The 15,498-nt window shown below is 42.3% G+C and carries 11 protein-coding genes and 2 pseudogenes; 6 read left to right on the top strand and 7 right to left on the bottom strand.

From position 1 onward, the window contains the following. Positions 1-22: 22 nt before the first annotated feature. Positions 23-4,942: an endo-beta-N-acetylglucosaminidase gene (locus tag SM12261_RS01670; RefSeq protein ID WP_373462777.1), complete on the bottom strand. Its 4,920-nt coding sequence runs from the start codon at positions 4,940-4,942 to the stop codon at positions 23-25. A gap of 291 nt (positions 4,943-5,233) precedes the next feature. Beyond that, a pseudogene (locus tag SM12261_RS09735) lies at positions 5,234-5,296 on the bottom strand (YSIRK-type signal peptide-containing protein); the annotation flags it as partial. Between the two features lie 303 nt (positions 5,297-5,599). Here SM12261_RS09735 and SM12261_RS01665 point away from each other — a divergent pair. After that, positions 5,600-7,231, top strand: coding sequence for a Na/Pi cotransporter family protein (locus SM12261_RS01665; protein WP_000026673.1), 1,632 nt, complete (start codon positions 5,600-5,602; stop codon positions 7,229-7,231). Positions 7,232-7,327: 96 nt separating this feature from the next. Here the strand turns inward: SM12261_RS01665 and SM12261_RS01660 are convergent. Together SM12261_RS01660 and pepA are read right to left on the bottom strand one after the other, a co-directional pair. Then, a pseudogene (locus SM12261_RS01660) lies at positions 7,328-7,625 on the bottom strand (bacteriocin immunity family protein). Between the two features lie 21 nt (positions 7,626-7,646). Then, positions 7,647-8,711, bottom strand: a complete 1,065-nt coding sequence (gene pepA, locus SM12261_RS01655) for a glutamyl aminopeptidase (protein WP_000209170.1) — start codon at positions 8,709-8,711, stop codon at positions 7,647-7,649. A gap of 293 nt (positions 8,712-9,004) precedes the next feature. Here pepA and galE point away from each other — a divergent pair, with 293 nt between their 5' ends. From galE to SM12261_RS01630, 5 genes are all read left to right on the top strand, one after another. Beyond that, positions 9,005-10,003: a UDP-glucose 4-epimerase GalE gene (gene galE / locus SM12261_RS01650; RefSeq protein ID WP_004255928.1), complete on the top strand. Its 999-nt coding sequence runs from the start codon at positions 9,005-9,007 to the stop codon at positions 10,001-10,003. Positions 10,004-10,146: 143 nt separating this feature from the next. Continuing rightward, positions 10,147-11,106, top strand: coding sequence for an ABC transporter permease (locus tag SM12261_RS01645; RefSeq protein ID WP_000777233.1), 960 nt, complete (start codon positions 10,147-10,149; stop codon positions 11,104-11,106). Next, on the top strand, positions 11,096-12,052 hold the full coding sequence (locus tag SM12261_RS01640) for an iron chelate uptake ABC transporter family permease subunit (RefSeq protein ID WP_001190920.1): 957 nt from the start codon (positions 11,096-11,098) through the stop codon (positions 12,050-12,052). The genes SM12261_RS01645 and SM12261_RS01640 overlap by 11 nt, the downstream gene beginning before the upstream one ends. Continuing rightward, entirely contained in the window at positions 12,049-12,801 is a 753-nt protein-coding gene (locus tag SM12261_RS01635; protein WP_000769166.1) for an iron ABC transporter ATP-binding protein, read from the top strand. The genes SM12261_RS01640 and SM12261_RS01635 overlap by 4 nt, the downstream gene beginning before the upstream one ends. Before the next feature lie 95 nt (positions 12,802-12,896). Beyond that, complete coding sequence (locus SM12261_RS01630; protein ID WP_000858281.1) at positions 12,897-13,862, top strand: siderophore ABC transporter substrate-binding protein; 966 nt, start codon at positions 12,897-12,899, stop codon at positions 13,860-13,862. A gap of 111 nt (positions 13,863-13,973) precedes the next feature. On the opposite strand, the gene yidD is transcribed toward SM12261_RS01630, so the two are convergent. The 3 genes from yidD to scpB are packed head-to-tail and all read right to left on the bottom strand — an operon-like array spanning position 13,974 to position 15,494. Beyond that, positions 13,974-14,216, bottom strand: coding sequence for a membrane protein insertion efficiency factor YidD (gene yidD, locus SM12261_RS01625; protein ID WP_000821624.1), 243 nt, complete (start codon positions 14,214-14,216; stop codon positions 13,974-13,976). Beyond that, positions 14,216-14,938, bottom strand: a complete 723-nt coding sequence (locus SM12261_RS01620) for a pseudouridine synthase (protein WP_001222228.1) — start codon at positions 14,936-14,938, stop codon at positions 14,216-14,218. Before SM12261_RS01620 ends, yidD begins: the two co-directional genes overlap by 1 nt. Beyond that, positions 14,925-15,494 (bottom strand): SMC-Scp complex subunit ScpB, encoded by a 570-nt coding sequence (gene scpB, locus SM12261_RS01615; protein ID WP_000105308.1) that lies wholly within the window; start codon positions 15,492-15,494, stop codon positions 14,925-14,927. The genes SM12261_RS01620 and scpB overlap by 14 nt, the downstream gene beginning before the upstream one ends. Between the last annotated feature and the right edge of the window lie 4 nt (positions 15,495-15,498).

Below are 15,498 nucleotides of genomic sequence, written 5' to 3'. Positions count from 1 at the left end.
ATTTCACAAGATTTTTCGATATTTAATCTTCATCTTCTTTTTTCTGTTTCAAGGTCAAGGCTAAACTAGCAAGACCAAGGCTGGCCAAGCCTGCTATTAGGGCTTCATTAGCATCAACTGTTCCTGTATTTGGCAATTGTTTGCTTGCTTCTTCTGATTTAACTGCTGTATTTTGGGCTGGTTTTTCTTGTGTAGGCGCTACTGCTGGCTCTGTTTTTACTTTTGTTCCAATTTCAACAATTTCTGGAATCGCTTCTTGGATAACTTCTGTTGAACGAAGACGACGCTGACCGTTTTCATCAACTTCAAAGACATGTCTTAATAGACCATCTCGTCCCTGTATGATGACTCGTTGTTCCCCAACTAGCATATCAGCATTTTCATGCTCTTGACGGTCAAAGGCAACCTTTTCCTCTTGAACTTCCAATTTAGGAGCCTTTTGTTGATCAGAAGCCAGTTGATTAGTAGGTTTTGGAAGGTCTGTGTTTTGTGGTGCTGGATTGGCAGGAATGAGACCAGTACCTACTTCTACGATTTCAGGACTTGCTTCTTTCAAAACTTCTGTAGCTCGAAGCGTACGATTGCCTTGACTATCTACTTCAATCAAACGACGAATTTGCCCCTCAACTCCTGCTTGGACAAGTTGACGTTGACCGACTGTAAGATTTGGATTGGGACGTTCTTGGTGTTCGAAGGCAATACTTGTCTCTTCAACTTCTAATTTCGGAGTATCCACAACCAAATTCTTGACACCTTCAGCTGGTTCCTTGCTTGAAATAACTTTTTCTACTGGTTTAGCAGGTTGTGGTTTTTCAGCAGACTCATAAACAAAGGCATAATGCGTGAAGTGTGGTGCTGTAAAGATGACATGACTATCCGTTTGTTCAAAAGCCAATTCTACTGCTTCTTTGCCTTCAGGCAAGAAGAATACTTTCTTCACTTTCTTATCTTTTTCAATTGGAATTTTCACAATAGAAGCGTAAGAGAGATCAACATCTTGACCTTTTTCATCCAAACCTTCTATTTCAAAGACATGGGCATCTTCTCCTGCAAAGTATTTCTTCTCTTCAGCACTTGCTTGGACACGTTCTACTTTCAAGCCCTTGATGACAGTCTTTTCTTTATTTGAGAAGTGTACTTCCACACCTGTTTTACTATCAGAAAAGACTGCTGGTTTGTCTTCTTTCAATAAAGCAACCAGATCTTTTAGACTCTGTTTCGCTGTTGCAAGCTCTTCTGGACTCAAATCTACTTTTTCAACCAAGGCCTTATTTTTCTCAAGAAGCGGAGCTAGGGCAGAACCTGAAGGATGGTTTGGTTTGGCAGCCAAGAGTTCTTGAGCCTCACCTGTTAAGCGATCAAGTTCTGTCTTTTCTTCCGTAAATTTCTCTTGACCATTCAGAGCTTTATGAGCTTCTGTCAATTTATTGAGACGATCATTCACCTGATCTTGGGTGCTAGTTTCATGGTCTTTCAACACTTGTTCAGCCGCTTCAATTGCTTTCAAGAAGGCTTCTTTTACTTCTGGTGAAGCAAAGTTATAGACCACCTTGTTCTTAGCCGCTTCAACTTCTGCTAATTTTTGTTTAAGGTACTCATCGTTCAATGCTGCTTTTGGAGATACCAAAACATCAAAGTTGACTTTATGACCTTGGTAACGAAGAGTCAAGGTTTGACGACCGGTCTTTTGAGCATCGTAACCAGAAATTTCAACTCCCTCATCAGTAAAGGAATGTTCTTCCATGGTGTCATTGCTATAAGCCACTGCAAAGCGTCCTTCAGACAAGTCTAAGCTATCACCAACTAGGTAATCTTTTTTCGGTTCCTGACTTACTTCAATTCCCAAAATAGTTTTCGGACTTGCTTCATCTTGACTAGTAACAGTCACTGATAAATTAGCATGTACCGGTTGTCCCAAATATTGTAAAGTAAGATTTTGTTCTCCCTTATGATGCGTATCAAAACCTGATACTGATACACCCGCGTGAGTTAGGCGAATAAGTTCGTCCTCAGCTCCACCTTCATACTGAACTCGAAGAACACCACCTCTAAGGTCCAAATCCTCCCCTTCGGCGTAGCTTGTTTTCTTAGGTCCTGTTTCTAGGCTGACTGACTTGATTCTTCTGTCATCTTTTGGAACGGAAACTGCTAGGATATTACTAATTTCCTTGCCTGGCAACTGGGTACGATAGTAAAGAAGACCAGATTGATTTGTCAAATCCAATGGTGCACTTGCTAGGTCTCCTCCAACTTCGCTCTTCAAGGTTGCAAGCGGAGTTTGAGAATTTGGATTATCATAAACGGTAATGGTTGCTCCAGCTGGTACATCCGCAAAGCCAACTTGTACCTTGTTATTGCCTAGAGAACGGGCTGCAGCCTTGGCCATCGGAATATTGACACTCTCAGTATCAAGCTTTTCATACATTTTCCAGTTATAGATACGAATAGCCTTCCATGGAGTTCCATTGTCAGAAGTGACAACATTCAAGCGCCAATCTTGAGCTGTGATAGGTTTGTCAAGGGTAATATCTGTAACATGGGCTTTATTGCCACGAACTTCCTTAGCCAACTTCCATTGACCATCCGCATCTTTATAATAGAGGTCAAAGTCTTTGGTGTTCATCAAACCATCGTTTACAGATTCTCCACCAGCTCCAGCATGGTCCATCACCCATCTAACAACTGTACGTGGCTGGGTCAAACGAATATCCACACTACCGCTTAACTGTCCAGAAGACCACTTGTCTGAAAGACTGGTAATGGTACCATTCAACATACCTTCAATACCTTCTCCACCTTCAGTCTTAGGGAAAGTACTATCAATAACTGTTGCACCTGGAACGATATTTTCAGCTAGTGGTTTTGGTAGGCTGGTATCTTTTACAGTCATGCCCCAATCAAAGGTTGTAGTTGCAGCTTCTGAACGAACTCCATTTTTACCGACTGCTACAACCTTCAGTTCTTGAGTTGTACCTTGAGCACTTGCTGAGCGGCTAACTTTTGGTAGATAAATAGTTGTAGAAGATGAGCCAGTTAGTAATTTCCAGCTGTCTCCATCTTTTTCGTAAACTTCATAGAAATCTGCATCCTTGTTGCCTTTAAATTGCACAACTGCTTCCGCTTCTTGGGCATTTTTAAGGACTTGTTTGGCTACAGCAACTGTGGTTGGTGCCTGAGGAGCATCTTGATTATTGCTGATGGTCAATTGCCCCAGGTTAAATTGATAACCTTTTAAGTCTTTGTCATTTTCAAAATAGAGTTTAATACCGTAAATTGTTTTACCTGCTAAGGCACTCAAATCAAAATCATCGGTAGTCCAGTTATCTGAAACTGTCAATTCTTTACGGGCAGCTTCATCACCGTAGGTATAATCTTTCTTGGTTGCAAATTCTACATAAACCTTGGTCCCTTTGCCTCCTTTGTGGGCAACATGCAATTTAGTTGTATCTGTCACCTTCAAGCGAGTAGAGTACAAATTCACATCTTGCTTGGTCGCACCTGAAAGATCCCCTGCAAATTTGAGAGAAGTTCCACCATTATAAGCATCTTCAAAATCATAGCTTGCTTTCAACTTATCACCAGTTGATTTTTGCCACCAGCGCCATGTTGGAAGAACACCTGAAACTGAACGGTAATTCCACTCAGAATCCTTAGAAACCTTACCGTCTACGAACCATTTTCTACCATGACCTGTATTAAAGGAAGTAGTAAAGGTATGACCTACTGCTGGCGTGCGGTCTGCAACTAGGTTAGCAATACCATACCAATCTTTGTCACCTGGTTTTTGACCAGTAGGGTCACCTTGGTAACCTGTAAAGAAGATATCTTCATTTTTATGATAATCTTCACCAGTTTTTCCTAAACTTGTAATGGTATCTGGGGCAAACAAACCAAGAGACAGACGCAATTTCCCATTTTCATCTAAAATGTCATTCCATTTGACCTTGGTCTTGTAGGAACCACCCTGTTGCAATTCCAAACCTGCAAATACATCATAAGGATTACGACCAATCCAGTTGGCAGTTGCAATAGTGTAATCATTCTTAGCCTTATCCCAGTTAAAGTTAGCAAAGAAGTTGTCTGCTGGAACCTTATCTCCTTCAGGTTGCATGAATTGGTAGTTGTATTCTCCCAAACCATCTTGGTGGTAACGTCCATAGTTATAGGTCATAGCATCGTACCAAGAATACTTGATTGGATGGTTTACCTTAGCAGCATACTCCTTGGTATAGAGCATAAACTGGCGCATCTTTTCTCCAAGAGGTTCAACCAAATCCCCAGTTGTTTCCTGGTTGATGAAATAGCCATCATAGCCATAATACTTGGCCATATCTACCAATTTACGGGCAATTGGGAAGCTACCATCTGGGTCTTGCTTCAAAGCTTCAGCGAATTTTTCTTGATCAGCAATACTATTAGACCAGTTGAAGAAGAGTGTACCATATACAGGAACCCCGTTACGGTGACCTGCATCAATAACGTCAGGAGTTGGTACGAGACCTTCCCAGAAGACCATTGAATCTAGATATTGCCAATAGTCAAAAGCATAGGCCTTGAACTCTTCTCCACCAACAGAAGCATGGTCTTTTGCTTTAGAATTGGTGTTTGATAGGGCTTGAACTTTTGCTTCCTTGCTAGCTTTTTCATTGACCAAATGACCTGTCCGACGTGAAGCGAGGGCGACAGACCCGCGGTTAATAGCATCATCTTCACGAGCACCTGGTTCCCATTTTAACAATTCTTCCCAAGAATTAAATTTGATTTCCTTTGGTTTTAATGTTTTTTCTGTATTTTTAGGGACATCTGGCTGGACTTCTTTTTCAGTCTTATTAGCTTCTGCTGCTGGCTTAGACTCATCCCCTTGGCTAGTTGCTTCAGGCTTTGCTTCTATTTCCTTGTCAGACTTAGGTTTTGCTTCTGCAGATGGTGTTTCCGCAGCCACCTCACTTGGTTTTTCCTCTGGTTTAGCTACGCTTACTGCCTCTGCAGTTTCAGTAGTTGCAGCTTCATTGCTTGCTGGCGAAGCAGTTTCAGATGCTGTCGCTACTCCTTCTGCCTTTTCTGGCTTATTTTCTCTAGCATGTTCTCCTTCATGCTGCTTGTCAGCTTCATTAGTTGGATGCTCACTCTCTCCTGAAACAAGCTCTGTATTGGCTCCGTTATTTTCAGGAACTGCAGTTTCTTCTGCTAAGGCTGGACCAGCAAATAAAACAGCCCCAATCATCAGCGAGCAGGCTCCTACTGATAACTTACGAATACTGTAACGACAACGTCTTTCAAAAAATAGATTCTTCATTTTCTCCTCCTAAAAGATTGATTTTGTTGCACAAAAGAAAGCGCTTAACTTTCTTTATAAAATTTTTATCCCAATCACAGGGACCAAGATAATTCCTCCCTCATTTTAAAATATTTCTTTTAAATGTCAATATATAAAAGGAAATATCTATATCTAGGTTAGAAATTGGTAAAATTAATATAATTAAGGCCCATTCTAACGAATTTTCTTTCTAAAATCTTAGCTTAACACTTGTTAGATTTACTTTTATCCTTTAAAATAGAATAGGAGAAATTCCGTTATTATTTTTCGGAGGAAAAAGAAATGTCCATTAATTGGCAGGAAATTTTATTTCACTTTTTAGGTGGTCTGGGACTATTCTTATATAGCATCAAGACCATGGGAGACGGTTTGCAACAAGCTGCTGGAGATCGCCTTCGTTTTTACATTGACAAGTACACTAGCAATCCCTTTTTAGGTGTTCTAGTCGGAATTGTCGTGACTGCCCTGATTCAGTCAAGTACAGGGGTTACAGTTATCACGGTTGGGCTGGTCAGCGCTAGTCTTCTCACTCTTAGACAGGCTATCGGAATTATCATGGGAGCCAATATCGGAACTACCGTTACTTCCTTTATCATCGGTTTCAAGCTTGGCGAGTATGCTTTGCCCCTGATTTTCCTTGGGACCATGTTCCTCTTCTTTACAAAAAACAGAACAGCAAACAATATCGGGCGCATCCTGTTTGGTGTGGGGGGAATCTTCTACGCCCTCAACCTCATCAGTGCCGGTATGAGCCCTCTTAAAGATTTACCACAATTCAAGGAATACATGGTAACCTTGGGACAAAATCCTGTGTTGGGAGTTTTTGCCGGTGCAGTGATTACCGTCCTCATCCAAGCTTCTTCTGCGACGATCGGGATTTTGCAAGGTCTCTATGCAGGTGGATTCCTTGACCTTAAAGGTTCGCTACCAGTTCTCTTCGGGGATAATATCGGGACAACCCTAACAGTTATCATCGCGGCAGCTGGAGCCAATGTCTCTGCGAAACGCGTTGCTGCAACCCACGTTACCTTTAACGTTTTAGGAACCATTCTTTGCTTAATCTTATTAGGTCCATTTACATCTATGATTGAGTACTTCCAGGCACTCCTTCACCTCTCACCTGAGATGACCATCGCCTTCTCTCACGGTGCCTTTAACGTAAGTAACACCATTGTACAATTTCCATTCATCGGAGCCTTGGCCTACTTTGTAACCAAGCTCATCCCTGGTGAAGATGAAGTTGTCAAGTACGAGCCACTTTATCTTGATGAGCATTTGATTAAACAAGCTCCATCAATCGCTCTCGGAAATGCCAAAAAAGAACTCCTTCACTTGGGAAATTATGCTTCTAAAGCCTTTGACCTTTCATACAACTACATCATTGACCTCAATGAAAAGGTTGCTGAAAAAGGCCACAAGACGGAAGAAGCCATCAATACCATTGATGAAAAATTGACTCGTTACCTTATTACTCTTTCAAGTGAAGCCCTTAGCCAGAAAGAAAGTGAAGTGCTGACCAACATCCTTGATTCATCCCGTGATTTGGAACGGATTGGGGATCACGCTGAGGCCCTAATCAATCTGACTGACTATCTTCGACGTAAAAATGTTGAGTTCTCTGAAGCTGCTTTGCAAGAACTAGCTGATATCTATCAAAAAACCACTGGCTTTATCAAGGATGCCCTTGATAGCGTGGAAAACAACGACATTGAAAAAGCTCAAAGTCTAATTGAACGCCATAAAGAAATCAACAATATGGAACGTGTTCTCAGAAAGACTCACATCAAACGCCTCAACAAGGGCGAGTGTTCAACGCAAGCTGGGGTCAACTTTATCGATATTGTTTCCCACTACACTCGTGTATCAGACCATGCTATGAATCTAGCTGAAAAGGTCATTGCTGAACAAATCTAAGAACCAAGAAGCTATCCTGAATAGGATGGCTTCTTCTTCTCCTAATCAAGAATTATTCTTCTACCATATAGAAAAATGCTTTGATTCACAATGGAATCAAAGCATTTTAAAGAGCTCCCCGTACATAAGCGCAGAAGCTGCGGGTCCTCTGTACTTAGCTTCTTCTCTTTTGATAAAGCGAGCCAAGTTGAGCAACTCAGGGTGCCGGATGTCTGGGATTCTTGAGCAATTCACGATTGACCAGGCCTGAGAGACGAACTGCCAGCAATTGCTCATTTGTAGTAGGCAGTTTTTTAGCAGTCTCTAGGAGAGCAGCAACTAAATCCTCACTCAAATCATGTCGAGCATGATTGTAAAGATCTTTTACAAGGCTTTCTAGGTTTGGTTCTACCATCCCTACCACCTCCCTTATGATTTAATAATTTTTAATCAAATCAACCGTTGAACGATCCAATTTTTTCACCAAGGCTTGCAAGAAAGCTTGCGCTTCTAAGAAGTCATCCATAGCGTAGAGGGTTTGATGAGAATGGATATAACGAGCGCAAACACCGATTGTTGTAGATGGGACACCACCATTTTTCAGATGAGCTGCGCCAGCGTCTGTTCCGCCTTTACCACAGTAGTATTGGTACTTGATACCAGCTTCTTCAGCCGTTGTCAAAAGGAAATCCTTCATTCCTGGGAGAAGCAAGTGACCTGGGTCGTAGAAACGAATCAAGGTTCCATCCCCAATCTTGCCTTGACCGCCATAAACATCACCAGCAGGTGAGCAGTCAACTGCTAGGAAAACTTCTGGGTCAAACTTAGTTGTGGAAGTATGAGCACCACGAAGACCAACTTCTTCTTGGACGTTAGAGCCAAGATAGAGTTCATTTCCGAGTTTTTGACCTGAAAGGGCTTCTGCTAGCTCACTCACCATAAGAACACCGTAGCGGTTGTCCCAAGCTTTTGAGATGATATTTTTTTCATTGGCTGTCAAGATTGCAGAACTATCTGGTACGATGGTGTCGCCAGGACGGATACCAAAGCTTTCAGCCTCAGCCTTGTCCGCAAAACCGCCATCAAAGACGATATCTGCAATAGCTGGCATAGTTGGTCCACCCTTTCCGCGAGTCAAATGTGGAGGGACAGAACCCGAAATCACAGGAATTTCACGACCGTCACGAGTCAGGAGTTTGAAACGTTGGCTGCTAACCACCATAGGATTCCAACCACCGATTTCTACGACACGAAAAGTACCATCTGGCTTGATTTCGCTGACCATAAAACCAACTTCATCCATGTGAGAAGCGACCAAGACGCGCGGTGCATCCGCAGCTTCTGAATGTTTAATCCCGAAAATACCACCCAAGCCATCTGTCACCACTTCATCCACGTGTGGTGTCAACTTTTCACGAAGATAAGCACGGACAGGCGCTTCATGACCTGAGATCGCAGCAAGTTCTGTTACTTCTTTGATTTTTGAAAATAATGTTGTCATTTCAGTTCCTTCTTTCTTTCATCCATTTTACCACTTTTTATAGGAGAAGGATAGCGGGAAGGTGGATTTCTAAGTTAGTATCTTAGTTTTGCTCTATCTTAGAAATGAATTGTATTCTCTTGCATTTGAAGTAAAATCTAAAAAATTCCAAGATTCACTCGAAATTTTATTCCCAAACAAAAAAACAATCCGATGCCAAAATCGTTCAGATTTTTCATAAAATTTGCAGAAAATAGTTGACTTCTCCTTCTTATTTCTTTAAAATAGTACAAAACTAGAAAAAGGAAAAAATCATGACCAAAACAATTCTTGTTACAGGTGGAGCTGGCTACATTGGCTCCCATACCGTTAAAGCTCTTTTAAATGCTAGCTATCAGGTACATGTTCTAGATAATCTCTCTACAGGAAATCGAGCGGCTGTAGATAGTCGTGCTAGCTTTAAACAACTGGATGTTTATGATGCTAATGCCTTAAAAACTTACTTGGAAGAAAACAAGATTGACGCTGTTCTGCATTGTGCGGGTGAAATTGTTGTGAGCGAAAGTATTGAAAATCCAAGTAAATACTTCACTGCCAATGTTGCGGGTATGAACCAAGTTCTCAAAGTCTTATCTGAAGTTGGTATTCAAAAAATCATGTTCTCTTCGACTGCTTCCCTCTATGGTAATAACTGTATTGACAAGCCTGCAACTGAAGATACCCTGCTCGACCCTGTCAACCCTTATGCAGAAACAAAACTGATGGGTGAACGAATGATTTACTGGATGGCCAATCGCTATAATTGGAAATATGTCATTTTCCGTTACTTTAATGTAGCTGGGGCTGAAATGGATGCTTCAAACGGTCTGCGAGTGAAAAATCCAACTCATATCATTCCAAATATCAACAAGACCGCATTGGGACAAAATGATAGCCTGAAAATATTTGGAGATGACTACGATACACGTGATGGTTCATGTATTCGGGATTACATTCATGTCTTGGACCTTGCACAGGCTCATGTTAAAGGAATGAACTACCTATTTCAAGAAGACAGTTCTTCTCAAATCTTTAACTTAGGAACTGAAAAAGGCTATACCGTCAAAGAAATCTTTAAAACTGCTGAAGAATTACTGAATCAAAAAATACCACACGAAATTGTTGCTCGCCGTGCTGGTGACCCAGCTAGCGTCCTAGCAGACGCATCAAAAGCTAAACAATATCTTGATTGGAAGGCTAGCTACTCCCTCGAAGATATTATTTTATCAGATTATCGTTGGCGTGTTAAAGAAGGCAAAAACATTTTGGAATAGGATAACAAAGGAGAAAGCCTTGGCGCTCTCTCCTTGTTTTATTCATTAAATTGTCAGAAAATTTATTGACAGATTAAATAATTCGTGTTACATTAATATCCGCAGGTATCTTTCGATACCAAATCCACATGAAAGGACGGGGTATGAAACTTTCTCATTATTTAATTGGCTTACTTCTACTCCTGGTCTTTCTCTCTATTAGCATTGGGACCAGTGATTTTTCATGGGGAAAACTCTTTGCACTGGATCATGAAACTTGGCTTCTCTTTCAAGAGTCCCGTCTTCCAAGAACCATTAGCATTCTCCTGACTGCCTCTAGTATGAGTATGGCAGGGCTCCTCATGCAGACTATCACTCAAAATCAGTTTGCTGCACCGAGTACAGTTGGAACGACTGAAGCCGCCAAACTAGGAATGGTATTGAGCCTCTTTGTCTTTCCGTCGGCTAGTCTGACTCAAAAGATGCTCTTCGCTTTTGTTTCATCCATCGTATTCACCCTCTTCTTCCTAGCCTTTATGGCCATTTTTACTGTAAAGGAAAGGTGGATGTTGCCTCTGATTGGGATCATCTATAGTGGGATTATCGGTTCTGTGACAGAAGTTATCGCCTACCGTTTCAATCTGGTTCAGAGTATGACAGCTTGGACCCAGGGCTCCTTCTCCATGATTCAGACCCATCAGTATGAATGGCTTTTCTTAGGCCTCATTATCCTGATAGCCGTTTGGAAATTATCCCAAACCTTCACCATCATGAATCTGGGCAAAGAAACCAGCGAGAGTTTGGGGATTTCCTACTCCCTACTTGAAAAACTGGCCCTCTTTCTTGTGGCTCTAACGACTAGTGTCACCATGATTACCGTGGGTGGCTTGCCATTTCTCGTAGTCATCGTTCCAAATCTTGTTCGCAAGCACTATGGAGATAATCTGAGCCAAACCAAACTCATGGTCGTACTGGTCGGTGCCAATCTAGTTCTGGCCTGCGATATCCTATCCCGAGTTCTGATTCGGCCCTATGAGCTGTCTGTCAGTCTTCTACTAGGAATCATTGGTAGCCTCGTCTTTATCCTACTTCTCTGGAGAGGGGGACGAAAAGATGCAGTCTAAAAGCAAACATACTAAGCTATTCTGCCTTCTCATTATTCTGGCCATCGGAGCTTGTCTCCTCTATTTTTGGCCCATTACTCACTTGTCAGCCTTTGCCTGGAAGCTGCGTTCCCAAAAGATCATCGTTTATCTCTTGGTAGCTATCGCGACAGGGATTTCGACCATTAGTTTTCAAACACTGACGGAAAATCGTTTCCTGACGCCAAGTATTTTAGGAATCGAATCCTTCTACGTCCTACTGCAAACTCTACTACTGGTTTTTGAAAGTAAGTTTCTTCAACTTGGCAAGTCCCCTATCTTAGAATTCCTAATCTTACTTCTCATCCAATCCCTCTTCTTTCTTGCCTTACAAGGCTACTTGAAGACACTGATGAAGCAAGACCTTGTCTTCATTCTGTTGATCTGTCTAGCCCTCGGAAGTCTCTTTCGAAATATCAGTACCTTCCTCCAAGTCCTGATGGATCCAAATGAATACGATAAACTGCAAAACAGTCTCTTTGCCTCCTTTCAACATCTCAACACTTCCATCCTAACCATCGGTTCTCTAATCATCCTCGCTTTGACAATCTTTTTCTTTCAAAAAGCAGTCATTCTCGATGTCTTGCACCTGCAAAGAGAAACTGCTCAGATATTGGGGCTCAATGTTGAAAAAGAACAGAGAGAACTCCTCTGGGGTATCGTGCTTTTGACTTCAACGGCTACTGCCTTGGTAGGACCTATGGCCTTCTTCGGTTTTATGCTAGCCAACCTCACCTACCTAATTGTCAATGACTATCGGCACAAGTTACTCTTTATCGTGGCCATTCTGATCGGATTTATCAGTTTGACTTTGGGGCAAGCCCTAATTGAACGAGTATTTGCTATGGAAATTCGCATCAGTATGATCATCGAGAGTGTGGGTGGCTTCTTATTCTTTATCTTACTTTATAGGAGGGCGCGTCGGTGAAACTGAAAAACATTGACAAATCCATTCAAAAACAGGATATTTTGCAAGGCATTTCGCTTGAAGTCAGTCCTCAGAAACTGACAGCCTTTATTGGTCCAAATGGTGCTGGAAAATCGACTCTCCTCTCCATCATGAGCAGACTGACCAAGAAAGATCAGGGAATTCTCAGTATAAAAGACCGTGAAATCGAGAGCTGGAATTCGCAAGAACTGGCTCAAGAACTGACTATCCTAAAGCAGAAAATCAATTACCAAGCCAAATTGACGGTGGAAGAACTGGTCAGTTTTGGACGTTTTCCCTACAGCCGAGGTCGACTTAGACCAGAAGACTGGGAAAAAATTCAAGAAACTCTGGACTATTTAGAACTGACCAACTTAAAAAACCGCTACATCGATAGCCTGTCTGGAGGACAACTCCAGCGGGTCTTTATCGCTATGGTACTGGCCCAGGATACGGACTTTATCTTGCTGGACGAACCACTCAACAATCTCGATATCAAGCAAAGCGTCAGCATGATGCAGATTCTTCGGCGACTGGTGGAGGAACTCGACAAAACCATTATCATCGTTCTCCACGATATCAACATGGCCAGTCAGTATGCAGATGAAATTGTCGCCTTCAAGGACGGTCAAGTCTTTAGCAAGGGAACAACCAATCAAATCATGCAGGCTGACCTGCTCAGTCAACTCTATGAGATTCCCATCACGCTAGCTGATATCAATGGCAAAAAGATCTGTATCTATAGCTAGTAACATAGAAGCTCAAGTTAGAGAACCTTCAGTCTCTTAGTCAATAAAACCTAGAGACTCCCTAAATCGTTATCACATTTTAAAAAGGAGAAATCATGAAAACATCCCTCAAACTTTACCTCACTGCCCTAGTAGCCAGCTTCTTGCTCCTACTTGGTGCATGTAGTACAAACTCAAGCACTAGTAAGACGGAGTCAAGTAGCTCTGCTCCAACAGAGGTAACCATTAAAAATTCACTAGGTGTAGTCACACTTTCAAAAGTCCCTGAAAAGATTGTGACCTTTGACCTCGGTGCTGCGGATACTATTCGCGCTTTAGGTTTTGAAAAGAATATCGTCGGAATGCCTATAAAAACTGTTCCGACTTATCTTAAAGACCTAGCTGGAAAAGTTAAAAATGTTGGTTCTATGGTTGAGCCAGACCTAGAAGCCCTTGCTGCTCTTGAACCAGACCTAATTATCGCTTCACCACGTACCCAAAAATTCGTAGATAAGTTCAACGAAATCGCTCCGACTGTTCTCTTCCAAGCAGGCAAAGATGACTACTGGACTTCTACCAAGGCTAATATCGAATCCCTAGCAAGCGCCTTTGGTGAAACTGGTACACAGAAAGCCAAGGAAGAATTGGCCAAGCTAGACAAGAGCATACAAGAAGTCGCTACTAAAAATGAAAGTTCTGACAAAAAAGCCCTTGCTATCCTCCTCAACGAAGGGAAAATGGCTGCCTTTGGTGCCCAATCTCGTTTCTCTTTCTTGTACCAAACCTTGAAATTCAAGCCAACAGATACTCAATTTGAAGACTCTCGCCACGGACAAGAAGTCAGCTTTGAAAGTGTCAAAGAAATCAATCCTGACATCCTTTTTGTCATCAACCGTACCCTTGCCATCGGTGGGGACAACTCAAGCAACGACGGCGTCCTAGAAAATGCCCTCATCGCTGAAACTCCTGCCGCTAAAAATGGTAAAATTATCCAACTCACACCAGACCTCTGGTATCTAAGCGGAGGCGGTCTTGAATCAACAAAACTCATGATTGAAGACGCACAAAAAGCCTTGAAATAAGCAACTTCAAACTCAACTAACATCTTTACATGATAAAACGCATCCTATCAGACTCACTCAAACCTGATAGGATGCGTTTTTATCATTTCACTAAAATATTTTTACCCATCCTCATTTTTCTTCTTGATTCCGTTTGAGTGAAAAGTGGTCTGGGACGGGGTCCTTACCTGTTTTCGACCAGGGATGGCAACGTAAAATCCGTGCCAAGCCCATCAAGACACCCTTAAAGCCATGTTTTTCAATAGCCTGAATCATGTAATTGGAACAAGTAGGCTCAAAGCGACAAGAGGGGGGAAAGGCTGGCGAGATAAACCGTTGATAAAAGCGCACAGGCGCTATTAAAATTCGTTTCATTATTTCTTGGTTACAGCCATGGTATGTAGTTGGCTGATTTCTTTTTTGTTAAGACGACGGGATTCTCCTGGACGGAGTCCTGTCAAGTCTAGATGTCCAAAACGGGTCCGTGACAACTTGTCCACTTGAAGACCGACAGCTTCAAACATCTTTTTAACCTGGTGGTTACGCCCTTCATGGATAGTCAACTGTACCACAGAGCGGTTTTTAACTGGGTCCACTTTGAGAATCTCATAGACAGCCGGCTTGGTTTTCTTGCCATCAATCTCAAGTCCACGGGTCAAGGGACGAAGATTGTCCTTATTGGCCACACCTTTAACACGCGCAACATAAACCTTATCAATCTCATTACGAGGGTGAATCATTTCATCCGTAAAATCCCCATCATTGGTCAAAATCAAGACTCCTGATGTATCCCAGTCCAAACGACCTACAGGGTAGATGCGCTCTTTCACGTTGGGCAAGAGGTCCACAACTGTCTTACGGCCCTTGTCATCTGTCACACTGGAAATAACACCTCGTGGTTTGTTAAGCAGATAATAAACCTTTTCTTCGTTGTAGATTGGTTGACCTTCTACTTCGACCTTGTCTCCTGACTTGATGGTCGTTGCGAGTTCACGTACCACCTGGCCGTTGACCGTCACCAAGCCTTGCTTGATTAACTCTTCTGCTTTTCTCCTACTGGCCACACCTGCGTGGGCAATATACTTATTGATTCTCATCTTCTTCTATCCTTTCACCAAATAATTGGCTTTCTCGGGCTTGAATCTCAAGCTCATCAATCACTGGTAATTCTTCTAAATGGTTTATCCCCATGTAATCTAGGAAATAATCTGTAGTCACATAGAGGTTGGGGCGACCCAACACTTCTTTTTTCCCGTCTTCTCGTATCAAGTCAAAGGCCTGCAACTTTGCCAAGGCCCCACTCGAGTTGACCCCACGGATGGCATCAATTTCTATCCGTGTGATGGGTTGTTTGTAGGCAACGATGGACAAGGTCTCAAGGGCAGCCCGAGATAAACTCTGGTTGATAGGTGCCTTAGAGTATTCCTTCAAAATCTCTGAAAACTGAGGCTTGGTCACCAATCTATAAGCGCCCCCTGTCTCAATCAGGGCCAAACTGGAATCTGGGTCCCTTTCATACTTCTGGACTAATTTTTCTAAACTCTGTTGGATGCCTGTCGGTGGCAGAGAGAGGAGTTCAGCTAACTGGCGGACTCTAATCCCATCTTCACCCGCTACAAACAAGAGCGCTTCTATTTTTGCTAAAGTACTCATCTTT

Origin of the sequence: Streptococcus mitis NCTC 12261, from assembly GCF_000148585.2 — a bacterium.
GTDB classification, from domain to species: Bacteria; Bacillota; Bacilli; order Lactobacillales; family Streptococcaceae; genus Streptococcus; species Streptococcus mitis.
This window is presented reverse-complemented; position numbering and strand designations above follow the sequence as displayed.